The sequence below is a fragment of the Turicimonas sp. TL08 genome (assembly GCF_054660695.1).
Genome location: NZ_BAAGDP010000017.1, coordinates 30,937 through 55,954, shown reverse-complemented (window position 1 = coordinate 55,954; position 25,018 = coordinate 30,937). Strand labels below are relative to the sequence as shown.

General features: G+C 44.6%; 18 protein-coding genes. 5 read left to right on the top strand and 13 right to left on the bottom strand.

The features are described from left to right. Window positions 1-233: 233 nt before the first annotated feature. Window positions 234-3,470 (top strand): hypothetical protein, encoded by a 3,237-nt coding sequence (locus tag ACYQ4O_RS09375; RefSeq protein WP_460175442.1) that lies wholly within the window; start codon window positions 234-236, stop codon window positions 3,468-3,470. 433 nt (window positions 3,471-3,903) lie between these two features. Here the strand turns inward: ACYQ4O_RS09375 and ACYQ4O_RS09370 are convergent, their stop codons facing one another. From ACYQ4O_RS09370 to leuC, 13 genes are all read right to left on the bottom strand, one after another. Beyond that, window positions 3,904-5,418 (bottom strand): efflux transporter outer membrane subunit, encoded by a 1,515-nt coding sequence (locus ACYQ4O_RS09370; RefSeq protein WP_460175441.1) that lies wholly within the window; start codon window positions 5,416-5,418, stop codon window positions 3,904-3,906. Next, window positions 5,418-8,900 (bottom strand): efflux RND transporter permease subunit, encoded by a 3,483-nt coding sequence (locus tag ACYQ4O_RS09365; RefSeq protein WP_460175440.1) that lies wholly within the window; start codon window positions 8,898-8,900, stop codon window positions 5,418-5,420. The genes ACYQ4O_RS09370 and ACYQ4O_RS09365 overlap by 1 nt, the downstream gene beginning before the upstream one ends. Window positions 8,901-8,915: 15 nt before the next feature. Beyond that, window positions 8,916-10,217 (bottom strand): efflux RND transporter periplasmic adaptor subunit, encoded by a 1,302-nt coding sequence (locus tag ACYQ4O_RS09360; RefSeq protein WP_460175439.1) that lies wholly within the window; start codon window positions 10,215-10,217, stop codon window positions 8,916-8,918. Between the two features lie 515 nt (window positions 10,218-10,732). Continuing rightward, a complete protein-coding gene (gene purF, locus ACYQ4O_RS09355) occupies window positions 10,733-12,244 on the bottom strand; it encodes an amidophosphoribosyltransferase (protein WP_308514000.1) in 1,512 nt (503 codons plus the stop codon). Window positions 12,245-12,270: 26 nt separating this feature from the next. Continuing rightward, a complete protein-coding gene (locus tag ACYQ4O_RS09350; protein ID WP_308513999.1) occupies window positions 12,271-12,759 on the bottom strand; it encodes a CvpA family protein in 489 nt (162 codons plus the stop codon). 3 nt (window positions 12,760-12,762) lie between these two features. Beyond that, a complete protein-coding gene (locus ACYQ4O_RS09345) occupies window positions 12,763-13,854 on the bottom strand; it encodes an SPOR domain-containing protein (RefSeq protein ID WP_460175438.1) in 1,092 nt (363 codons plus the stop codon). 23 nt (window positions 13,855-13,877) lie between these two features. After that, window positions 13,878-15,149 (bottom strand): bifunctional tetrahydrofolate synthase/dihydrofolate synthase, encoded by a 1,272-nt coding sequence (gene folC / locus ACYQ4O_RS09340; RefSeq protein WP_460175437.1) that lies wholly within the window; start codon window positions 15,147-15,149, stop codon window positions 13,878-13,880. 32 nt (window positions 15,150-15,181) lie between these two features. Then, the gene (gene accD, locus ACYQ4O_RS09335) at window positions 15,182-16,057 is read right to left on the bottom strand and encodes an acetyl-CoA carboxylase, carboxyltransferase subunit beta (protein ID WP_308513996.1); all 876 of its coding nucleotides are present in this window, start codon (window positions 16,055-16,057) and stop codon (window positions 15,182-15,184) included. Window positions 16,058-16,136: 79 nt separating this feature from the next. Next, window positions 16,137-16,910 carry a tRNA pseudouridine(38-40) synthase TruA gene (gene truA / locus ACYQ4O_RS09330; RefSeq protein ID WP_460175436.1) on the bottom strand — a complete coding sequence of 258 codons (774 nt, stop codon included), beginning with the start codon at window positions 16,908-16,910 and terminating at the stop codon, window positions 16,137-16,139. Between the two features lie 2 nt (window positions 16,911-16,912). Next, entirely contained in the window at window positions 16,913-18,043 is a 1,131-nt protein-coding gene (gene asd, locus ACYQ4O_RS09325) for an aspartate-semialdehyde dehydrogenase (protein ID WP_460175444.1), read from the bottom strand. A gap of 41 nt (window positions 18,044-18,084) precedes the next feature. Continuing rightward, complete coding sequence (gene leuB, locus ACYQ4O_RS09320) at window positions 18,085-19,161, bottom strand: 3-isopropylmalate dehydrogenase (protein WP_460175435.1); 1,077 nt, start codon at window positions 19,159-19,161, stop codon at window positions 18,085-18,087. A gap of 12 nt (window positions 19,162-19,173) precedes the next feature. After that, entirely contained in the window at window positions 19,174-19,821 is a 648-nt protein-coding gene (leuD, locus tag ACYQ4O_RS09315; RefSeq protein WP_460175434.1) for a 3-isopropylmalate dehydratase small subunit, read from the bottom strand. A gap of 9 nt (window positions 19,822-19,830) precedes the next feature. Then, window positions 19,831-21,267, bottom strand: coding sequence for a 3-isopropylmalate dehydratase large subunit (leuC, locus tag ACYQ4O_RS09310; RefSeq protein ID WP_460175433.1), 1,437 nt, complete (start codon window positions 21,265-21,267; stop codon window positions 19,831-19,833). Between the two features lie 367 nt (window positions 21,268-21,634). Here leuC and ACYQ4O_RS09305 point away from each other — a divergent pair, with 367 nt between their 5' ends. The 4 genes from ACYQ4O_RS09305 (at window position 21,635) to ACYQ4O_RS09290 (ending at window position 24,984) form a co-directional block, all read left to right on the top strand. Then, a complete protein-coding gene (locus ACYQ4O_RS09305) occupies window positions 21,635-22,009 on the top strand; it encodes a hypothetical protein (protein WP_460175432.1) in 375 nt (124 codons plus the stop codon). A gap of 203 nt (window positions 22,010-22,212) precedes the next feature. Continuing rightward, window positions 22,213-22,626, top strand: a complete 414-nt coding sequence (locus tag ACYQ4O_RS09300) for a hypothetical protein (protein ID WP_460175431.1) — start codon at window positions 22,213-22,215, stop codon at window positions 22,624-22,626. A 439-nt stretch (window positions 22,627-23,065) separates the two neighbouring features. Then, window positions 23,066-24,130, top strand: coding sequence for a methyltransferase (locus tag ACYQ4O_RS09295; protein ID WP_460175430.1), 1,065 nt, complete (start codon window positions 23,066-23,068; stop codon window positions 24,128-24,130). Window positions 24,131-24,300: 170 nt separating this feature from the next. Next, window positions 24,301-24,984, top strand: a complete 684-nt coding sequence (locus ACYQ4O_RS09290; protein ID WP_308513988.1) for a beta-ketoacyl synthase chain length factor — start codon at window positions 24,301-24,303, stop codon at window positions 24,982-24,984. Window positions 24,985-25,018: the final 34 nt, after the last annotated feature.

Here is a 25,018-nt window from a genome sequence, read left to right as displayed (position 1 = left end):
CGCCGTTTTGCCAGATTAGGGTTGTATTCTCTCCGCTTTATGGCGATTTGTTAGTGAAGCGCCCACTACGGAACCGTACGGTGGGTGCTGTGAGAGGGGGACGGGGCAACCCAACCCTCTACTCGATTTGAAAATCAGGCTTAACTTTTTGTTTTCATCCGTGAAATCCCTTTCAGGAAATTGGCTCCCAACGTGCTCTAGTACAATAAAAGCATTAATAGAAAGAGAAAAAAATGCACGCCTCTATCCAATTTGATAAAAAAGACAGAGAACTATTAAAAATGATTAATGACGTGTTGGACAACGGTCTTTCCACGTCTGCAGAAAAAGAAGTCTTGTCTACTTCTCTCCATCCTCACGGCATCCAAAACATGGTGGACACGCACGAGGTCAGAATGGCTTTGGCTGTGATTAATCTTTTGGAGAGATTGGGAAACAACGATGGTTCTAGAGAACGCCTGGCAGCATTAAAAACTTTGCATAACGAAGTTGTCTACAGTGCTCAGACTTCGTTTAAGTTCAATACCTCACGCGTACTCATCCAGATCATGAAAGATCTTGTGAGAGCTCGCGGAAATGATGAAGAACAGTTAAAACTAATCCATGACTTCCAAAAGGCAGCCGCTGGCAATCCAAGAATTGTCCGCCATTATCTGACCAAGTATTTCTTGTTGGAAATGCCGGAAGAATGGAACCAAAAGACGTTGGATGATCACGTCCACGATTCCTCAACCCGCGGCAGAAAAAATCCTACCTATCTCGTTATGGATGCCAGAGTTAAAGGCATCAGAAGATTGTCCGTTGTCTATTACAACTTTATTGATCCGAATGTCGCCTTTGAATTGATGGAAGCAGCTTCCATCATGGGAATTACCGTACGCATCGGCATCAAGCTCAAAGCCGTACATAACGGGAAATATGTTGAATTTATTTGGACGCCGAGAGGATTTACCGGGCCTCACAGCGTTATGGAGTTTTTGCAGGATCCTAAAACCAGAGTATTTCTTGAAAAAGGAAGAAAAGCGGAAGAATGGGCCTCCAAACAGGTTATCAAAACACTGCATCACTTCAATCAGGTCCATGTTCCTTCAATTTGCTCTGAATACAAACTACCTGAATTTGAGTTAGATGAACAGAACTTCATGAACTTCATTGCAAGTTCCCAAATATCCTTGGTGCACTTAGCAGAGTTTGCCCATATCTCTCTTCTTCCTTTGCTTACGGCAAAGGCAGATGCGATCAAGGAAGAAATGGAAACAGTTGACCAAGATAAAAAGGAACTGCTCCGGGAAGAATTAGATAAACTTGATGCCCTTTCTCCACAGACAATTTATCTGCGTTGGATACATCCTAAACAGAATCCCGATATTCCTAACTTGATTGTTCCTCAGGACGACGACAGGCCCGATTTTCTCAAATATACGATTGAGGAGTTCTTGTGCGCTCTCAAGAAGCTTAGGCCCAATTCACGAGTCACTCTCCTCACCAGCTTCTTAGAGGCTAAGGACGTACTTGAACTTTTATGGGATAACAAAGGATTAATTACACACTTAGAAGTCTTCAACCTTAAAGATTGGCTGAACGGCAGACTCACCCATCTAGAAGAGATCAATGACCTTCAAGCTGCCATCAATCAAAAAAATGTTTTAAAAATCAAGCATATTATTCTCAAACTTCTACAGAGAGAAGATATCAAGCATGATGCTCAGTTGTTTGCAAAGCTCAACGAAATCCTTCAAAACATCCCCAAACTGATTAACTTCTACAGCAAAGAAGCTCTCGGAAGCCGTTTCGGAACCGACTCCACAAACTCACTCGGGACCAGATTCGGCATGGGCTTGGCAGTGCCGGAGACTCTTCCCAGAAGTGCTCAAAAACTCATTGGAAAGAAAGGCAAACTCAACCCGATAAAACTTCCGTTGAGCGTCCCCCTCTCCTTCTCCGATATTTATGAGGAACCTCTTCATCAGTCCAAACTGCAAAAATGGATCAGACATTCTATGGGCTGGCTTTGTTTCGGGCTAAAAAGAAAAAGAGATTGGAAGGCCAGTTACGCAAATACTTATATTTCTGATGATGGCAACATCATCACATTAGGCGGAAGAACTGACCCCTTAAAAAATGGCTTTGTTCCTAATGAATCAAAAGAAGCCAAAAAAGAGACTCGCGCAGCTCCATTCGCGTATATGAATACAACTGTACTCAATGTAATTAAAGTTACTTTGGGGTTCCTACCGGCGTTTCTTACCTTTATGCTTACGCAGAACTGGTGGGTCTTGGCTTGGTTCGGGGCATTAATTTGGTTCAGCATCACGGGTATTCGGAATATTATCCAAGCAATTATCTCCGGAGGCGGATTCCAAAAAGGCGCTCGGATTGATTGGAGACAACTGATTAATTGGTCACGCATTAGTGATTCCCTAATGTATACCGGCCTGTCAGTCGTGCTGCTAGAAGGATTTACAAGAAATGTTCTGTTAGGCCATATTCTCGGCATTACGGTAGATAAAGCGCCGTTACTTGTTTTCTCAATCATTGCGCTTGCTAACGGACTTTATATTTCTTCGCACAATATATTCCGAGGTTTTCCTAAAACGGCTGTCGTCGGAAACCTTTTCCGCAGCATTTTGGCAATTCCGGTAGCCATGGTCTATAACGTGATCCTGGCCATGATTCTTCCTGTGATTACAGGTATGTCAGCTGCCGCTATCTTGGTTCCGGCTGCTGCCATCGTTTCCAAGTTCGCTTCAGATACCGTGGCAGGCGTCATCGAAAGCTTTGCCGACAGAAGAAATAACTACAGACTAAGAACAAGCGACTTTTCAATGGCCGTTAGTTCCTTATTCTCATGTTTCACTCATCTGGAGCTGTCTTTTCCGGAGAAAGACATTCTTCAGCTCATGAAGAAACCGTCAGAATTCGTCCGAATGCTATCAGCTAAAGCTCCTTCGCTGGAAATAGAGTGCTTCATCATCTCTCTGGACTTGATGTACATGTGGTACTACCAGCCATGTGCAAGACAGGCTTTCTTAACCCAGTTGAAAAGAATGACACCGGAAGAAAGATTGATTTACGTCCGATTCCAGCGGCTCTTGTCCGAGTATAAAGAAGTCTCTCGTCTCTTCCTCTCAGGAATGTTAGGCAACAATTTTTCTCATGCTCTAGCTTTCTATCTGGATAATTACAAAGATTACCTCCGCTCGATCGATGAAATCCGCTTAACTCTAGATAGCAAAGAAATATCCACCTCAGAAAGTTCAACTCAACAATTACTTTCTGAGAAGTCAAAAGCATTGTTAGCAGAAGTCAAAGCGACTTTTAACAGAGCCCTCTTCTTCATTAAAGATTGCCGTATTAAAGCAAACTATTTAATTCAGAAAGTCTCCAATAAGGAACCGTACAGAACAAGCCTGGAGACCGATAATGGTGAGATAGCTGAAATCAAAGATAAAGATTCGGCTACAAGATAACCATACTTTTTACATTGCGCCTCTTCTGCAAGTCCGAAGAGGCTTTTTTGTTGTCGAAAATTTCTCCTACACCCAACTATGAATGATAAATATTTAATTTATTTTCAAATAGTTATCAAAGAAATCCAAGTTAACAATTTTTGCAAATTTAGTTTGAATTACTTTCTCAAAAGGAATACTCTACCAAGGTCGTAGAAGCAGTTACTTATCGTCGTTTCAGAGAAGAGAAACGGCGTTTTGGCAAATCAAACGGTAGTGAGTCAAGAATTTTTTCCTCCTATGTCTATTTTGGCTCCTGGTCAACCGCATCTTGCCTCTCCGGATCTTTGACGGATCCGGAGAATTTTTTTATTCCACCTTCCTATTCCCAGTTGAGCTAAACAAAACAAAAAGGCCACGCCGCCAGCATGACCTCTTTTACTCTCGCTGAGTTTTACATCATTGAGTTTTCTTCTCTTTCTTCAGGAGATGCTTCTTGAATTTCTTTCTTCAGTTGCTCTTCTCTTTCCAAATCTGCAATTGCTTGTCTTTCCTCTTGAAGAGCTAAATCAATCCATCCGCCGCCTAAAGATTGATAAATCGATGCAATAGAGCTTAATGTATTGGCTCTAACTTGCGCGAGCTGAAGCTGCTGAGGAAGCAGAGATTGCTCAGCCTGCAATACAGTAAAGTAGCCGGTGTAGCCTTCTTGGTACTGAGCAGTTGCTAATCTCTTGTACTCCTTCAAACTAGCCACCAAGCCAGTTCTGTCTTTAAGCTCCTGCAGGGCCTTCTGGCGTTTACTCAGGGCATTATCAACATCGGCAAAGGCCTGAGACACTGCTAAACGATATGCAGCCACTAACCCTTTTTGCTGAGCTTCTGCCTGTTTTACACCTGCTTCCACAGCGCCCCAATGGAAAATAGGACCGGTTATGTTGCCGCCGACAGACCAAACCCTTGAAGGAGATTTAACCAAATCATGAAGTTCTTCACTAGAGAATCCCAAACCGCCGGAGAGAGATATTGACGGAAAATACATCGCCCTCGCGGCTCCGATATCAGCATTTGCCGCTTTCAGATTTTCTTCTGCCTCAACAATATCCGGCCGCTCAGTCAGCAGTTTGCTCGGAATTCCTTTCCCTATTGCCGGAACCTTCAAGGCTCTTAACCTTTTGAACTTAGGCATATCACCTACGTCTACTCCAGTCAGAATAGAAAGAGAGTTCATGAGCTCAACTCTGGACTGCTGCAAAACCGGAATCTCAACTTTAGCGCTCTGCCATTGACTCTTTGCTTGAGCAACTTCCATATCAGATACATTGCCGTGAGTAGCACGAACTTTGAACAAGCTATAGGTCTGATAATAACTGTTGGCTGTCTCTTTTGCGACTTCCAGCTGTTCGTCTACTGTCAAAATGCTGAGATAAGTGGTGACGACAGACGTAATGACCGAGGACAACGCAGCCTTATGTGCGGCTTCCATAGACCTTAGAGTTGCCGTAGCACTTTCAGTTTTTCTGCGGATTTTACCCCACAGGTCGATTTCCCATGATGCACTGGCCAAGACTTCTTTCGTGCTGAAAGGTTTCCCTTGGAGAGCTTCACCCATAGCAGTGTTGATACTCTGGCGCTGACGCATCGCATCGCCCTGATAATTCAACTGCGGGAACAAATCTGCTCTAGCAACGGTGACTGCTGCAGCCGCTTTCTCTACGTTCGACATAGTCTGCTGCAGCGTCCTGTTGTTTTTAATAGCGCTTGAAACAAGAGCATCAATCGCAGGATCCTGATACTGAGTCCACCAGCGTGCGGTGAGCCACTGAGCATTATCTTCAACTTCTTTACTGATCTGCCGATACTCAAGAGGAACATCCAACGTCGGTCTCTTGTAGTCCGGTCCAACCGTGCAACCGCTCAGCGCAATCACACCGGCCAATGACATCAATGCGATTAATCTAATTTTCATCATTTATCCTTGTTTTCCTGAACGGTTGATGAAGTTTTGCCCGCAGACTCTGGGTCTTTGAAAGAAGGTTCTTTTTTCTCAGAGTCTTCCGGCTTTTTCTCATCCTTAGCGGAAGTCTTTTCCGGAGTGGCAGGAACTGTGTCAACGTCTCCTCCCGGCACACCGTAATCCGCATCTCGAATAGTTGCTGGATTAAAGCCCGGAGAATTAGTAATCGTGACCTGTCCTTCCGGAGAAACAGCGACGGTAGCCTTCGGATCGTACAAGCTTCCGTCTCTTCTTAAGATGGCACGGCGTAGTTTTTCAGTCATAGAAATGCCGCGCTTAGACAGCTTAGCGGCCGTCTTAACAGCAGACTTTCCTCCTCTCTTTTCAGCCCACCCTTCAAACCAAATATAGAAAATTGGGACGAAGAGTAACGCCAAAGAGGAAACGCCAATCATGCCGCCGACAATACCCGTACCGATAGAGTGTCTTGAGGCAGCCCCTGCACCTGTAGCCAAAGCCAGAGGAAGCGTACCGCCGATAAAAGCTAGAGAGGTCATGATAATCGGGCGGAAACGAATCTCACCGGCGTCAATAGCTGCGGTCAAAAGATCCAACCCTTTGTTTCTCAGTTCAACAGCGAATTCAACAATCAAAATAGCGTTCTTCGCCGCCAAGCCAATCATGACCAGCATACCGATTTGGAAGTAAACGTCGTTGTCTAATCCTCGCATCCAAGTTGCAAGCAGAGCACCGATAACGCCGAATGGAACTGCCAAAATAACTGAGCCCGGAAGTGCCCAGCTTTCATACTGAGCTGCCAGCACTAAGAATACAAGAAGCAAACCGAAACCAAACACAATCGCAGACGATGAACCTGCAGATTGCTGTTCATAGCTGATGCCGGTCCACCCGTATTTGTATCCCATTGGAAGAACCTGATCGGCAACCTCTTCCATGGCAGCCATACCTTGTCCGGAAGAATACCCTGGGGCTGTATTACCGATAATCTGAGCTGCCGGGAAACCGTTGTAGTGAGGAAGCAGCGTCGGACCGTTAGTGTATTCAGTCGTTATGACTGAGGACAGCGGAATCATATCTCCGCTGGCATTTCTAACATAGAGTTTGCCGACGTCATCCGGTTTTACTCGGAATTCGGGAGCAGACTGGACAATAACGAACCATACCCGAGAATACTGACTGAACTGGCTGACAATGGCACTGCCGAACTGAGCCTGTAATGTATCGAACACATCAGCAGATGTCAGTCCAAGCAACTGCGCTTTGTCTCGGTCGTAGTTAATCTTAAGCTGCTGGTTAGATGCAGAATAAGTAGAGGTCAAACCTGTCAGTTCCGGACGTTTCTTGGCTTCTTGGAGGTACTTATCCAATACTTCCTGAAGCTGTTTAGCCGATCCACCCGCGGTATCGGAAATCCAGAATTCAAAACCGCCGGTATTGCCTAAGCCTGGAATAGCCGGAGGATTCAATGGAACTACCAAACCGTCAAGCTGTGAGGTCATACCGATTCTGGCAAGTTCCGCGACAATAGCATCCGAACTCTCTTTACGCGCTGTCTCAGAATTCTTATAACGGTCTGAGAACGGCTTCAAAGTCATGAAAAATGTACCGGCACTTGTTTTGAATCCGCCGTCAATCAAGGAGAATCCGGAAATGGCATTTGATGTTTGTACGCCCGGTACATCCTTAATATTGTTTTCTATCTTTTCCAGAACAGATGTAGTTCTTTCCAAGCTTGACGAATTCGGCATGATAATGGCAGCCATCACATAGCCCTGGTCTTCAGCCGGAACGAAACTTGTCGGCACTACACGGAACATCTGATAAATAGCCAAAAAGATGATGGCCATACATGCCAAAACAATCATAGTGTGACGGAACAAGGCTTTAGTCCATCTTCCATAAGCTTTGGTAATTCTGATGAAGAAATTATTGAACCAATGGAAGAAACCCTTTGTAGGAGGCTGTCTGTGAGTAAGCAAAGCAACACAAAGTGCAGGAGTCAGGGTCAAAGCCACAAAACCGGAAATCGTCACGGAGATGGCGATGGTAATAGCGAACTGTTTGTACAACATTCCGGTCGTCCCTCCCATAAAAGCAGCAGGAACGAACACACTGGCCAGCACTAACACGGTCGCTATGATAGGTCCGGAAACTTCGGCCATAGCGGTTTCGGTTGCGTCGATCGGGTTCATGGCGAAGTCGCTCATGTTACGTTCGACGTTTTCCACCACCACAATGGCATCGTCAACCACCAATCCAATCGCCAGCACCAACCCGAATAACGTCAGAATATTGATGGAGAAATCCAGAAGCAGCATACCGATAAATGTTCCGGTCAAAGCCACTACGATAGCGGAACATGCAATAGCAGTAGATTTGAAGCTCTGAAGGAACAAATAAATAACGGCGACAACGAGCAAAACCGCTTCGAACAAGGTCTTAATAACTTCGTCGATAGAAATTCTGACGAAATCGGTGGTATCTACAGCGATCTTATAGTCGATACCGTCGGGGAACTGACTCTTCAGATTTTCGAGTGCTTTGTACACACCATCAGCCACATCCAAAGCATTAGCGCCAGGCTGTGAGTAAATAGCAATAAAGGTAGTCGGCAAGCCATTCATGTTAGTGTTGACTTGATAACTCTTCATGCCTAAAGAGACATCCGCTACGTCTTTAACTCTAACAATTGCGCTTCCTTCGCTTTCGCTTCTGACAACGATGTTTTCATAGCCGGAAACATCGGTTGAAGGAGAAGGAGCAATAATAGGGAAAGTTTGAACTGTTCCCGGTTCTGATGGAGATGCACCAACGTTGCCGGCTGCAAATCTTTGGTTTTCCGTTCTGACTGCATTCGCAACATCTGTAGTTGTAATGCCTAAAGAAGCCATTCTGTCCGGATTCAGCCAAATTCTCATGGCCTGATCAGCAGTACCCATCACCTGGGACTGACCCGCACCCGGCACTCTCTTCAGAGCATCGAGAACATAGACATTGGCATAGTTGTTAATGTAGTCACGGGTATAACGGCCGTCGGTGCCGTAAATACCGACCAACATCAAAATAGAATCAGAACGCTTTTCAACCGTCAAACCGTTGGTGATAACGCTTTCCGGCAAATTCGGCTGTGCGATATTGACGCGGTTCTGAACTTGAACCTGAGCCATGTCCGGATCGGTTCCGATAGCAAAATAAACGGTAATGGCACATGCACCTGAGGACGAGCTTGAACTCGTCATATAAATCATGTTATCCACACCGTTAATCTGCGTCTCGATTGGGGCAGCAACCGTCTGTGCAACAGTTTCCGCATCGGCTCCCGGATAAACACCGGTAACCATAATTTGGACCGGACTCATATTCGGGTATTGTTCAACCGGCAGCTCTTTCATCGAAAGCAAACCGGCCAGCACAATCACGATCGAAACGACGATCGCAAATATCGGCCGTTTAATAAAGAAATTAGAAAACATACTCTCCTCCTAGGTTTACTTCTTGGTTGGAGAAGGAGCTGCTTTTTCCTCGATTTCTTTTTCAGGAGCAGCTTTCACAGGATTCTTAGATGCCGTACTGGATGAAGATGTCAAATTACCGGTTAAAGGATCCGTTTGAATCAACTGGTCTGGATCCTGAACGAATTCAGGCATATTCTTTGCAACCTGATCCTGTACGGGGCGACTGATTTTTTCTTGCTTCGTGCTTTGGACGATAGTGACTGGAGCATCCGGGCCAAGAGTCAAGACGCCCTCGGTAACCACCTTGTCTCCGGCTTCAAGACCGTTTGTAATTAACCAGTTACTGCCAATCCAAGAACCGACGGTAACAGGACGGTATTGTGCTCTGCCTTCTGAATTAATGACCCAAACAAAATGTCCTTTGCCGCCTTGCTGGACGGCAATTTGAGGAACAATGATAGAGTTTGGATACGTGGCACCTTTTACGATCAACCGGACATACTGTTGAGGTTTCAAGATATTATCCGGATTTGGAAAAGATGCTCTAATTTCAAAAGTCCCGGTATTTGGATTATAGTCAGGGCTCGCAAATGTTAAACGGCCCGGATATTTGTAAATCTGACCTCCTGCCAATTCAACTTCTGCAATGAACCTGTCATTTGCAGGAACCTTCATGATCCCATCGGCGACTTCCTTACTCAATTTTGCCTCTTGGTTTTCTGACATTGAAAATGTCACCCACATCGGCGACATAGCATACACAGTGGTCAAATGTGAATTGCCAGTGTTGATATACGTTCCGTCGGTCTGCAGAGCGGATCCCGCGTAACCGCTTACCGGTGAAGTAATGGTACAGTAGGAAAGATTGAGCTTCGCAGACTCAACTTGTGCCTGAGCATTTGAAATCTGAGCAAGTGTCGTTTGGAACTGGCCTTCAGCGCTGTCTAAATCGGACTGGCTCAGAGCTTTTAACTTAGCCAAAGGACGAATACGGTCTAAGTTCTGCTTTGCCACTAAATGGGCAGCTTTGCTGGAATCCAAGGCTGCTTCAGCTTCTTTCAGCTGTACTTCAAACGGCTGTTTATCCAGAACAAAAAGAACCTGACCTTTCTGAACCATTCCGCCTTCACGATAAAGTCTCTTATCTAAAAAACCGGAAACACGGCTGTAAATCTCTACGGCACGAGAGCTTTCCGTCTTCGCAACGAAGGTTAGATCCGCGGGTACATCCTGCCGGATTACTTCTAAAACTTGCACCGGGGATGCTCTATGAGTTTCTGTTTGAGCTTTTTTGTCATCGCATCCGACCAGGCTGGCTGCAACGAGTACCGTCATTCCAAAAAGAGCGAGTTGTCTTCTATATTCTTTCACAATAACACCGCCTTTAAACGTAGGGCCCTTCTGCCCCGTTTGTAACAATTATGTTAATTATTTCTCATAATGTCCTTCCTTCCATTGGAGGTACACCATAATGGTCAACACAGAATTCCATTCAGTCATTAATTATTTGAAAAATAACGCTTTATTCACAGCGCAAGTACGCGCCTAAAAAAGAGTTTCTGAACTTTAAAAAGTGTAGAACGCGAACTTTTTTCCCGATCAAAAACACTAAAAGGTTTTGCTGCTTTATAAAGAAATAAAAATCAAGATATTCAGATCTAAGTGTTTTTTGGACAAAAGAACTGACCTCAGAACTCGTGAGAACTTTGACGCACTCTTCTGAAAAATAGATGTCCAGCAGCCTCTGGCTAGGAGAACGGACTTTGTCTCCATGCTTAATCAGAGCTTTCCGTGAAAAGAAAAGGCGTCGGATTTTCTCCAAACGCCTTCATTAAATATTTTATGGAAGTCTATTCTTCTTTTTCGGCTTCTTTTTCAGCTTTCTTCTTTGCTTCTTTAGCTGCTTTTCTCTGTCCTTCGATGAAGTTCAGATAAGCAGGAGAGACATCACCGGTAACGTATCTTCCATCAAAACAAGAGCAATCAAAGTCAGGAACTGCAGGATTCAAACCGCCGACGGCTTCCCTCATTCCTTCAATTGTCTGATAAACCAAAGCATCCGCTCCGATTTCTTTTCTGATGGATTCAACATCTTTGCCATTGCCGGCGATCAGCTCATTTGTGGTCGGCATGTCAATGCCGTATACGTTCGGGAAACGAACCGGTGGCGCACCGCTGGCAACATAAACCTTTCTTGCACCGCTCTGACGGGCCATTTTCACAATTTCAGTGATTGTCGTTCCGCGTACGATGGAATCATCAACAAGAAGAACTCTCTTATCTTTGAATTCAACCGGCATTGCATTGAGCTTCTGACGAACGCTCTTCTTGCGGATAGCCTGACCAGGCATAATGAAGGTGCGGCCAACATAACGGTTCTTAATGAAGCCTTCACGATATTCCAGTCCTAAAACCTTAGCTAACTGGGCAGCTGCAGGTCTGGAAGAGTCCGGAATCGGCATTACAACGTCGATTTCGTCCAATGGAATCGTTTTCTTGATTTCTTCCGCTAATTTTTCTCCCAGACGAAGTCTTGCTGCATAAACGGAAATACCGTCAATCGTAGAGTCAGGACGGGCAAGATAAACATACTCAAAAATGCACGGAGCCATATTGACGTCTTCGGCACACTGTCTGGAATGAAAGTTTCCTTTTTCATCAATCCAAATAGCTTCGCCCGGTTCAACGTCGCGAAGAAGCTTAAATTCGCTGCCTTCGAGGGCAACGGATTCACTGGCTACCATATATTCCGTGGTTCCGTCTTCGGCTGTGTTAGTGCCGATGCATAAAGGACGCAGACCGTGTGGATCACGGAAGGCAACCAACCCATGACCGGAAATCATGCATACAACGGCATAAGAACCTTTAAGTCTCTTGTGCATGGACTTAATTGCATCAAAAAGACAATCTTCATCAAGGTGCTTGCCTTGAGTTGCTAATTGAAGTTCATTGGCAAAAACATTGAGCAATACTTCCGAATCGCTGGTGGTGTTGATATGACGGCGATCGTGATCGTAAAGCTCCCACAGCAGGGTCTCTGCGTTGGTGAGATTGCCGTTATGAGCCATCACCAGGCCATATGGAGCGTTCACATAGAATGGCTGAGATTCGTTGTTAGAACCTGCATTGCCTTGCGTAGGATAGCGAACCTGACCGATACCGCAGTTGCCGAGCAAATCACGCATGTTTCTGGTTCTAAATACATCACGAACCAGACCCATGGCTTTATGCATATGAAATGTTCGGCCATCAACAGTACAAATACCGGCCGCATCCTGTCCTCTATGCTGTAAGAGCAGTAATGCATCGTAAAGTCTCTGATTAACAGGACTTGATGAATACAGGGCAACAATGCCGCACATACTTTTCTCCGAGATTAAGGATTAAATTATTTCTGTAAATTAAACAATTCTTTAGGGATATACGGAGAGAAAAGAACAATACCTTTCTCTACGTAGGGAACCAAGTTCGAGTCTTTCCACCAAATCTGTTTGGATACGAACTCCGTCGAACCTCCCAGATAGACTAGCAATCCTACGATCAAGAGTCCCCTTAAAAAACCGAACAGACACCCTAAAAGTCTGTCCTCTGCCCCAATTGAAATTGAGGACAAAATATGTCTCAGAAGCTTACCAATCAGGCCTGCAGCAAAAACGCAGGCAATGACAATAAGAACCACTGCTAAAAACATCTTCAGCATCGGTCCGACCGTCTCCAATGGCAGCATCTGTGCAACGTCTCCTGCATAATACAAAGAGACAAAAAATGCAGCGACCCAACCAATCAGTGCAAAAATTTCCCGCACCATTCCGCGGGAAACTCCGATGATCGTCGAGATGAGAATAATTACGGCTAAAACCCAGTCGAGTTCACTCATAGATTATTTAATTTGACCAACTTTTCCTGTTAATCCTAACAGACCAACACGAGCTCTTGCATCCTCAGCAGCTTTGCTGGTCGGGAAGTTACCAGCTCGAACACGCCAAATTTTACCGTTCTTAACAGCAACCGGCTCAACATATCCCGGAATTCCTGCCCCTTGAATCTTCTTAAGCAATTCTTTGGCTCGTGCTTCATTAGAAATAGCTGCAACCTGAACATAATAACTGCCCTTCGCTGCAGCTGCAGGTTTTGCAGTTTCTTGAGACTTAGCCTTCGGCTGATCTTTCTTAGCATCCTGTTTTTTAGCTTCACTCTTTTCAGGTTTCTGCTGACCCTTATCTGCTTTTTGTGGAGTTTTCTCGTCCTTCTTACTTGCTTGAGCAGGAGGATTTTGCTTAGAAGAAGCAGGTTTCGCAGTCCCAGCATCAGTTGGAACAGCAGGCTTGGCCGCCTTGTCCTCAGAAGAAGGAACAACAGCGGATGTTACTGCAGCTGAACTGCCGGGAACCTGAATGCTGGCCACATCCACACTATTTTGGCTCGGTATTCTAAGTGGAATAGTTACTGTCGGGGGTGGAGGCTCCTTATCAAATAAGAAAGGAACTGTAACCACAACTAAAGCTAAAAGCATTACCGCACCGATGAGTCTGCGGCGGGCCCGAATTCTTTTAATCTGTCTGTACTGTTCTTGAGAAGAATTGATTTGTTCAGTTGTCTCTTTGCTCGGCTTCTGTTCAGGGAAAACCTTTCTTGGAGTCGGGACGAATTCTTTAGGTGCTGACAAAGGTACTTCCTGAGAGGGAGAAGCCGGCGGAACGGGAGGCTGCCCGGCATCTCCTCTGGGGCCGGAAGAAAGAAAACTGGTCTCGGATTTGGATTCAGAAAAAGCAGGCTGATTTTGAGTTTCAGCCGGACTGGTTCTCAGAATCTGAGTAGTTGAATTTAGGGGATTTTTGGGCTGGTTAAAACCAGGCTCCCTACCTGCGAATTCTTTATTGACAGCATCGCTGTTAAGACTTCCGCTCATCCCCGGTTCTTCATGAGTTTGCGGCTCATCGGGCTTTTTGCTGAATTTAGAAAACAGACCCATTTAACTTCTTTCCATTGACCTTCTTACAACACAGGAACTTTTAAGGCGGTAAGCGCTGCACTAACCGTCACAAAAGAACCAAACACGAGTATTCTATCAGCGCTCCGGGCAGTCTTAAGCGCATTTTGGAGACCATCTTCAACATTTGCAAAAATTTTTATTTGATCGTCCGTAACTCCTTCTTTTATCAAATATTTTTGCAAATCTTCCGCTTTTCCTCCTCGTTCTCCAGGCAAATCGCAAACCATCCAACAGTCGGCACAAGTTCCCATAATGGCGCAAACCTTTTCTCTGTCTTTGTCGGAAAGCATTCCAAAGACTGCATAGGTTTTCCCTCCAATCGGATTGGCTTTTAAAGTCTCGGCAAGCTGAACAGCAGCATGCGGGTTATGTCCCACGTCAACAATAATTTCCGGTTTGCTCTGAATTTTCTGGAATCGACCGGACAAAAGGGCTGTTTTCAAGCCGGTTTCGATACTGCTTCGATCAACTTTAATTTGATCTTCAACGGCTTCAAGGGCTGCCAAAGCAGCTGATGCATTATTAATCTGGTATATACCCTTCATAGAGGGAAGAGGCAAATTATTAAGCTTCCATTTGGGACCGACATAGTTCCAGGAATTATCACCGGTCTTGGTTCCTTCAAAATCTTTACCGTTAATTTCCAGCAATGCGCCTACTTCTTTTGCATAAGAAATCAAAGTCTCCGGAGGATTTTTGTCTCCGCAAATCGCAGGTTTGTCATGACGATAGATGTGAGCTTTGTCCCAAGCTATTTCTTCACGGGTATTTCCTAGATATGCTGTGTGGTCTATGCCTATGCTGGCAATAATTGAAACAGTCGGATCAACAGTATTAACAGCGTCCAAACGACCGCCCAAGCCAATCTCCAAAATTACCGCATCGAGATGTTTTTCTTGAAAAAGCTTCAGAATAGCCAACAAGGTGTATTCGAAGTAAGAAAGCGTCAATTTGCCTCTGGCTTTTTCAACTTCTTCAAAGTATTTGCAGAATTCTTCATCTGCAACGTATTGTCCGTTGACTTTAGCTCTTTCATTAAAACGAATTAAATGGGGAGAAGTGTGAACCCCGACTTTGTAACCCTGTGCTTGAAGGATATGTTCGAGGTAAGAACAGATCGATCCTTTGCCGTTGGTACCTCCGACCGTAAAAACCGGAACATCAAACTTGATGTCCATTTTCTTAATCATCTTATTCATTCGTTCCAATCCCATATCTATGGTCTTGGAATGAAGATGCTCAATGAACGAGAGCCATTGTTCTAATGTTTGCATAAATAAAAAACCGCCTACAAGGCGGCATAAAATTATTCCAATACGTCTATAGACTCTTTTTGCAAAAGAGCGATAAGCTTAGAAATCTCTTCTTTTAAATCTTTACGGTGAACAATCATATCGATTGCACCTTTTTCTTGTAAGAATTCGGAACGCTGGAAGCCCTCCGGAAGTTTTTCTCTGACAGTCTGTTCAATAACACGCGGCCCTGCAAAACCAATCAAAGCCTTCGGTTCAGCCATGACGATATCGCCCATGAAAGCAAAACTTGCTGATACGCCGCCCATGGTTGGGTCGGTTAAAACTGAAATAAAAGGCAGTTTTTCATTGGCCAGACGGGCAATCATGTCAGTTGTCTTAGCCATCTGCATCAGAGAGAACAAACCTTCCTGCATGCGGGCACCCCCGGTTGCAGTAAAGCAGACGAAAGCACACTTACGGCGAATGGCTTCCTGTACGCCTCGGACAAATCTTTCTCCAACAACGGAACCCATAGAGCCGGCCATGAAATCAAATTCAAAAACCGCAGCAACAACGGGAATGTTGTTCATATAACCGCTCATGACAACCAAAGCATCCGTCTCATTGCTCTTAGCCTTAGCCTGTTTTACACGATCTGTATATTTCTTGCTGTCATTGAAACGAAGCGGATCTAAAGGCTGAACCTCTGAGCCAATCTCAGTTCTTCCCTCTTTGTCCAACAGGAAATCCAAGCGCTCTCTGGCGTTAATGCGCATGTGATGATTGCACTTCGGGCAAACATTGAGATTTTCTTTTAATTCTTGAGCGTACAAAGTGGCTCCGCAGTCCGAACACTTAATCCAGACGCCGGTAGGCATGTCTTTCTTACCGGTTTCTCCGTCGGTACGCTTAATCTTTGGAGGAAGAAATTTATCAATCCAACTCATGTTCAAATCCAAAACAATTTCCCGAATTTTATCGCAAGCAGGCAAGCTGTGCTTTGCGTTTTTTGCTTACTTTCTTAACTTAGAATGGGGAAGCGCCGTACTGAGGAAGCTTAAACTCTTCGGGATATCCGACACCGGTCAGATATAAACCGGATGGAAAAAATGTAGGCGCGGCTTTTTCTCTTTTTTTGGCGGCAAGCACTTCTGCCATCCATTCAGGATTTCTAGCGCCAGACCCGATGTATACCAAACAACCAACAATGTTTCTAACCATATGGTAGAGGAAGGCATTGGCTTGGAGTTCAACTTTAATAAACCGTCCTCTTCTCTCAATGTTTATAAAGTTGACTGTTTTAATAGGAGTTTTGGACTGACATCCTGCAGCTCTGAAACTAGAAAAATCATGTTCGCCTAGAAGGTAATTAGCTCCCTCCTGCATTTTTTCTTCATCAAGCGGACGGAAAACCCATCCTGTTCTTCCCGCCAATAAAGGAGAACGGACAGGCTCATTAGAAATCCAATATTGGTAGGTGCGGGAAACGGCAGAAAATCTCGCATGAAAACTTTCCGGCACATATTGTGCCCAACGCACCGCTACAGTAGGTTCTAAATAAGAATTGAGACCCCGAACCCAAGAGAAATCATTTCTCTTGCATTCGGTGTCAATATGAACAACCTGACCGGAAGCATGTACTTTCGCATCAGTTCTTCCGGCACAGACGGCATTTACCTTTTCACCGGTAAATTTAAAAATGGCTTCCTGGAGATGGTCTTGGACTGTTCTTCCTGAAGGTTGGGTTTGCCAACCTTCGAAGAATCTCCCGTCATACTCCAGCCCCAGGGCAACTCTCATGTTTAGGCTTTCTTGAAGTCAACAAGAATTCTCAGCATGCGGCGGAGCGGTTCAGCAGCACCCCACAAGAGCTGGTCGCCGACAGTAAAAGCGGTAACATACTCAGGTCCGATGTTGAGCTTATGGATACGGCCGATTGGAACGGAAAGCGTTCCGGAGACTTTAGCCGGCGTAAGTTCGTGAATAGTTTCTTCCTTATGATTAGGAATAACTTTAACCCACTGATTGGCACCGGCCAGAATCTTTTCAATTTCTTCGCAGGAGATGTCTTTCTTCAACTTAATTGTTAAAGCCTGAGAGTGGCAACGCATGGAACCAACGCGAACGCAAAGACCGTCGATTGGCAAGCAGCCTTTTTCGCCGATAGCCGGAAGACCTAAAATCTTGTTGGCTTCAGCTCCGCCCTTCCATTCTTCACGGCTCTGACCATGTTCTACTTCTCTGTCAATCCATGGAATCAAGCTTCCGGCAAGAGGAACTCCGAAGGCCTTAACCGGAAATTCCGGGCTTCTCATTTCTTCAGTGACTTTTCTGTCGATAGCCAAAATGGCAGAACGCGGATCCTGCAAATCGTCAGCTACGACTCCGTACAAATCTCCCATCTGTTTGAGAAGTTCACGCATGTTCGGAGCACCTGCACCGCTGGCGGCCTGATATGTCATGGATGTAATCCATTCGATCAAATCAGCTTGAATAAGACCATCCAAAGCCATCAAAAGCAAGCTAACTGTGCAATTGCCGCCGACATAATTTTTAACACCGGACTCCAAGCCTTTTTGGATAACGTCCATATTGACAGGATCAAGAACAATGATGGCGTCTTTTTCCATGCGGAGTGTGCTTGCAGCATCAATCCAGTAGCCGTTCCAGCCTTTTTCTCTCAGCTTGCCGAAGTGCTCTTTTGTCCAATCACCGCCTTGGCATGTGATAACCACGTCACATGCTGCCAAAGCGTCCAAATCACCGGCATCTTTCAAAACAGGATCAGCATTAGGTACATCCGGAGCTTTGCCGCCTGCATTACTTGTTGAGAAGAATGTTGTGCTGACATAGTCAAAGTCTTTTTCAGCCATCATTCTGTCCATGAGGACGGAACCAACCATTCCTCGCCAACCTACCATCCCTAATTTCAACATCGATAACCTCCGAGAGATTTACTAATTTGAGTTTTTAATTACTGTAAAGCAGCCACTACTGCATCACCCATTTCGGAACAAGTAACTTTCTTGCAGCCTTCGCTCCAAATATCACCTGTACGATAGCCCTCGGCCAACACCTTCTTAACGGCGTTTTCAATCTTGTCGGCAGCTTCAGGCATATCTAAAGAATAGCGGAGCATCATGGCCGCTGACAAAATTTGAGCTAGAGGATTTGCAATATTCTGGCCGGCAATATCCGGTGCCGAACCATGAGAAGGCTCAAACAAACCCTGTTTCTTTTCATTTAAAGCTGCAGAAGCGAGCATGCCGATAGAACCGGTAAGCATGGCAGCCTCATCAGACAGAATGTCGCCGAACAAGTTGCCTGTCACCAATACATCGAGCTTCTTAGGAGCTCGAACCAACTGCATAGCGGCATTATCTACATACATATGCTCCAAAGTGACGTCCGGATATTCTTTAGCAACACGGTTCATTGTGTCGCGCCAAAGCTGGCTGGTTTCCAATACGTTGGCTTTATCAACACTGGTTAAGTGCTTGCTGCGGCCTTGAGCAGCCTTGAAAGCAACATGAGCGATTCTTTCGACTTCAGGCTCGGAGTAGCGCATTGTGTCGAAGCCCTCTTCGCTTCCTGCGAACAATCCGTCGGGGCTCTTTCTTCTGCCTCTTGGTTGACCGAAATAAACGTCTCCGGTCAGTTCTCTGACGATCAAAAGATCAAGGCCGGAAACCAGTTCAGGTTTCAGACTGGAAGCGTAGGTCAATTCTTTATAGCAAACGGCAGGACGTAGATTAACGAAAAGTCCGAGGGCTTTTCTTAAACCAAGAATGGCTTGCTCCGGTCTTAAATGACGTTCGAGGTTATCGTATTTGAAATCCCCGACAGCACCGAACAATACCGCATCGCTCTCTTTGGCAAGTTTCAATGTGGATTCCGGAAGCGGATGACCGTAAGCTGCGTAAGCTACGCCTCCAACCAAAGCCTCTTCATAGGTTAAATCCAGATCAAGAGCTTTCAGCACTTTTAAGGCCTGCGCCATGATTTCACTGCCGATACCGTCACCGGCTAAAACAGCAACTTTTTTTGTCATTTGAATCCCTTATTAATAAATAGACTTCACTAACCAAGGCTTAGAAGTAAGCCTTCTGTTTTCAAAAGCTTCAATTTCATCCTTATGCTGCAAGGTGATGCCGATGTCATCTAGCCCGTTAAGCAGACAGAATTTTCTGAATTCAGGAACTTCAAAATCATGGGCCGTACCATTTGGCTCAATGACCTTCTGTTCTGCGAGGTTAATCGTCAGCTCATAACCGTTATTGGCATTGACTTCGTGGAAAAGAGCGTCAACGGTAAATTCCGGAAGAATGACCGGAAGCAAACCGTTCTTGAAGCTGTTGTTGTAGAAAATATCCGCAAAGCTTGGAGCTATAACGGCTCTGAAACCATATTGCGTCAACGCCCAGGCTGCGTGTTCTCTGGAAGAACCGCATCCGAAGTTCTTGCGGGCTAAAAGAATACTCGCACCCTGATATCGCGGTTGGTTTAAAACAAAATCAGGGTTAAGTGTTCTTTCACTAATTGGTTTCCCAGGCTCTCCTTTATCCAAATATCTCCATTCGTCAAAAAGGTTCGGGCCGTAACCAGTGCGATAAATAGATTTCAAGAATTGCTTAGGAATGATTGCGTCTGTATCGACATTGGAGCGATCTAAAGGAGCAACAATGCCTTTTAAAACTGTGAATTTTTCCATAATTACTCCTTAAAAGATCTTGCGTACGTCTACGAAGTGACCTTCAATAGCGGCAGCAGCGGCCATTGCGGGAGAACACAAGTGGGTACGGCTCTTATTACCCTGTCTTCCTTCAAAGTTACGGTTACTTGTAGAAGCGCAGCGATCTCCTTCGGAGAGCTTGTCCGCATTCATAGCCAAACACATGGAGCATCCCGGACGTCTCCACTCGAAGCCGGCTTGAATGAAGATCTGATCCAGCCCTTCCTTCTCAGCAATTTCTCTTACCAAACCGGATCCCGGAACAACCAGAGCTAATTTGATATTTGGAGCAACCTTTTTGCCTAACTTCTTAACAACATAAGCAGCAGCCCTAAGGTCTTCAATTCGTCCGTTAGTACAGGAACCGATAAAAATTGAATTCGGATAGATTTCGGTCATCGGAGTTCCCGGTTCCAAGCCCATGTATTTATAGGCACGTTCCCATCCTTCTCTCTTGACCGGATCCGGTTGGTTTTCAGGAAGAGGAGTTGAGCCGGTAATCGGAGCGACCATTTCCGGGGAAGTGCCCCAAGTAACCATTGGAACTATTTCGGAAGCATTGATTTCAATAACAGTATCGAAATTAGCTCCTTCATCTGAATGAAGCGTCTTCCAATATTCAACTGCATGATCCCATTGCTTACCTTCCGGAGCAAGGGGCCTGCCCTTCATATACTCGATTGTCTTCTCGTCGACGGCAACAATACCGCATCGTGCTCCGGCTTCAATTGCCATGTTGCACAGGGTCATTCTTCCTTCCATCGATAGTTCGCGGATTGCGCTTCCTGCAAATTCAATAGCGTAGCCTGTTCCGCCGGCTGTACCGATTTTTCCAATGACTGCCAAAGCTAAATCTTTACCAAAGACACCGGGCTTTAATTTTCCGTCAACCTTGACCAACATATTTTTCATTTTCTTGGTCAGAAGCGTCTGGGTAGCCATCACGTGCTCTACTTCACTGGTACCAATACCGAAAGCAATAGCAGCGCAAGCTCCGTGAGTACTTGTATGAGAGTCCCCGCAAACAACAGTCATTCCAGGGAGGATAGCACCCTCTTCCGGCCCCATGACGTGAATCACGCCTTGTCCTCTGCTAAGGAATGGGAAGTATGCGGCACACCCGTTTTCCGCCAAATTCTTATCTAACGTGCTGACCTGAAGATGAGCAATTGGATCGGTAATACCGTCCATGCCCTTTTCCCAACCGATTGTCGGAGTGTTATGGTCGGCAGTAGCAACGATGGAGGTGTTGCGCCAAAGTTTTCTTCCGGCCAAACGCAATCCTTCAAAGGCTTGAGCACTGGTCACCTCATGGACTAGATGGCGATCAATATAAAGAGTTGATGTCCCGTCTTTCTCGGTTCTGACGACATGCTCATCGAAGATTTTGTCGTATAGGGTTTTTGGATTGGTAGTCTCTTGCATTCTTTTTCAAAAAATTACATTCAGCTAATTTTTTGAGTATGCCATTAATTGTTGAAAGAATTCTTAGATTGAGCATAAAAATCTATTCCATAGTCCTATAGGCAAAAAGAAGACATCAAAATGAAAGTTTTACATTTTGAAATTGTCTGTAAGAAAGCGACATCAGTTTCGGATTAACAACTAGAGATGCCTGAAACTCCTTCAGGTACTTTTCAATGTTCGGTAATGCATTAACTATTTAATTTTCTTTCCTTTGATATCTTTTGGATAAGACGTTAGTTATTTTTAAAAATATTACTGTCGGCCTTAAATATAGATAGAGACAAAAAGAATCATTACACTTTGAAGAAAAATGAGGTCCCAAGATATGAAGAAAATTTTATTGACAGCATGCCTTTTTTCTTTTTTCATCGCCGTTCCATTTGCTCAAGCCATGGATCACTACCGAAGCGATGGTAGAGGGGGATACTACACCAACGATGGAAAACACATCCGAAGCGATGGCAGAGGTGGATACTATCATCCGGATGGCAGCCATACCCGCAGTGACGGCCGGGGCGGTTACTATGATCAGCGCGGCAACCATACCAGAAGCGACGGCAGAGGCGGTTACTACACTCCTGACGGAAATCATATCCGTAGCGATGGCAGAGGCGGCTATTACGATCAGCATGACAACCATATGAGAAGTGACGGCAGAGGCGGACATTACGTGCCTGATCACTTTGGACAAAAACACTGATTTTGAAAGCCGAATACTTTTCTCAATTGGAGCCTCTCATCGATTAAAGGCTCCTACTTTTTACTTAGCTTTTGCTTCTATTTCTGCAATCCGCCTCTTCGGTTCTTTCTAGTATGCCGAAGAAGAAACAATTATTTACAGAAGTCATCTATACTTCCAATTCTTACACCTCACCTCTTCATAAATTTTATTTTGATAGAAAAATGAAAAGACGTATTCTTATTACAGCGTTAGGTTCTGTGGCATTCTTAACAGCGTGCGGCACATCTCAACCTCTGATTGCTACTGGGAATAGCAATCCGACAGGTTCAAGTAAACATGCCCCCACATTAAAAGAAATTAAAAAAGCAATCTACCTTGCCGGCTCTTCTCGCGGCTGGGTAATGAAAGAAGTCAATTCCAAAACTATCCAAGCTACTTACGTTAAAGGACAACATACCGGTGTAGTGGACATCGAATACGACAGAGAAACCTACACAATTACTCCAAATAAAAAATCAACTTTGATGCGACCTGACGGAACTGTTGATAGACACTTGAATAACTGGATTCGAAATTTAGACCTGTCCATCAGGAAAGAACTCGTTCGTCTTACCATCAACAACGAAGCTAAGTAAAACTAGCAACTCATAGGCTGTTCTCCTCCTCCCAAGTCTGCGCTCGTTTTTTTCCTTTTACAAACTCGGGAGGAGTATGATTTCTGGTCCGTTTACGCTATACGAACTCAATCAAAACCCGATGTAATCCAGTCATTTGCTAAGTTGACTTATCCCTTTGTTTGAAGTCCAAAAAAAAAGAAATACTATTTTTTATTTCAATAGTTGCTTATCCAAATCATTGCCTCTCGCTGCACTGATGGCAAGTTTTAAACGCTCGTACAATTTAAGTATCCAAACTTAAAGTATAAGTTCTTGATTGAAATCACCACTTGTCAATCCAACTCTTTTATACTTCTCGGTTAAGAAAAATTAGACTCAAATGTCCTCTGAGCTAGGAGTGCATAGGGGTCAATAAAAAAAGCATCACAAGAAAAAACTCAATCCTTAAAAGCAAACAATGAAATGTAGTAAGAAAATAAATTCATTAGAAGCTCTTAATAATGCTCATGCCTTAGCCGTTGCTCCTTTTCTTTTTCAAGCATCGTCGTGCTTATTAAAGTTCGGGATTTTGTCATTCCTCGAAGATTCCGGAAAAAACGGGGCTTCGCTCGCTGCCGTTGTTGAACATACCAAGTTGACTGAATATGCTGTTGAGACTCTGCTTCAAATTGCTTTGGCTTTAAACCTGGTTGAACACAAGGAAGGTAATTATTATTTAGCCAAAACCGGTTGGTTTCTTTTGAATGATCCTCTCGTCAAAGTTAATTTCGCATTTACCCGAGACGTCTGTTACAGAGGCCTGGAAAATTTAGATAAATCTTTCTTGGAGCAGCGCCCGGCAGGTCTAGAGTCACTTGGAAACTGGCCGACCATTTATCCGGCCCTCACTACGCTTCCCGAGCCGGCAAGAAAAAGTTGGTTCGACTTTGACCACTTCTATTCCGATGCCGCTTTCAAAGATCTTGCAAAATATGTTTTAGAGCATTTTGCCCCAAAGAAAATCTTTGACGTCGGAGGAAACACGGGAAAATGGTCGATGCTTTATGCCTCTATGGATCCGACAGTCGAAATCAAAATTCATGATCTTCCCGAACAATGCCTTGTTGCTAAAAAAAATATTCAACAGCATGGATTGTCGTCCCAAATCAGCACTGTCGCCCTAGATGTTCTGAAAATAAAAAGCTTTCCATATTCAGACGCCGATGTTTGGTTAATGAGCCAATTTCTTGACTGCTTTCATAAGGATGAAATCACCTCCATTCTTAAAAAAGTTCGCATGAATTTAGCGCCTAATTCTCGGTTGCTGATTCTTGAGCCTTTTATCGGAAACCAGCCCTTCGAGATCGGAGACTTGTGTCTAGCGGCCATGTCCTTGTATTTCACAGCTATTGCTAACGGCACGAGCCGCTTTTACCAAGTTTCTGAATTTGAAAAGTGCATCGAGGATGCTGGTTTAGTTATCGAGGAGGAAGTCGGCCCGTTAGGAACCGGACATACCTTATTAATTTGCCGAACAAAATAAAAATAATCAAAACTTGTGAAGCGTCTCAAAGGAACTTAATCTTCATCGCTTTCAATAGGTGGGTATTTTCCCCACTATGTACGGCTTTAACGAGAATTTAATATCCAGGCAATGGCCTTTACATATAATAAAAAGAAAAACTCAGTCCCGTTCCAAGGGAGGATAACTAATTGATTAAGCGTAATATTGACATATCTGACTGGTTAATTCTGGACTCACAAACCCAGTCTATCAACGGAACGCTTGCGCAAGAAGAAGTACAGAAAATTCCAATGATGTCGGCTCGAAGAATGAGCAAAGGCTGCAGGGCCGCGGTAGAAGTCGCAACCTCATTAATGAAAAAGCATTCTGTCGATTCTCTGGTATTTTCTTCAAGACACGGCGAATTAAATCGCAGTGAGAAAATTTTCTCGAACCTAGCTAACAACGCTGATATTTCTCCGACTGACTTCAGCATGTCTGTTCATAATGCTGCCTCGGCCATGACCAGTATTCAACAGAAATTCCATGGCCCTGTTACCTCAATTGCAGCAGGAACGGATTCACTGCATTCTGCGCTGATAGAGGCTTTGTCTCTCTTAGATGCTGGAAAGAAAAAAGTTCTTGTCGTAGACTTCGAATCCTCGCTTCCTGAGATTCTGGGAGGGGCTCTTGAAGAAGAGGCACGTACGGATCCTTACGCACTTGGCTTGGTACTCTCAAATGGCAACGGATTAAACGTTTCAATTGAATTCATCCTCAACGAAACCGCAAAAAGGAATCCTGCCTTTTCTTTAGCTGCCGGCCTCCTCTCTCCGGAAAATGTATTCCAAACGAAAACCGACCGTTCGACAATAACCTGGGCAAAGCTATGAGAGAAAAAGACTCATTTGTAAAATTCCAACTCAG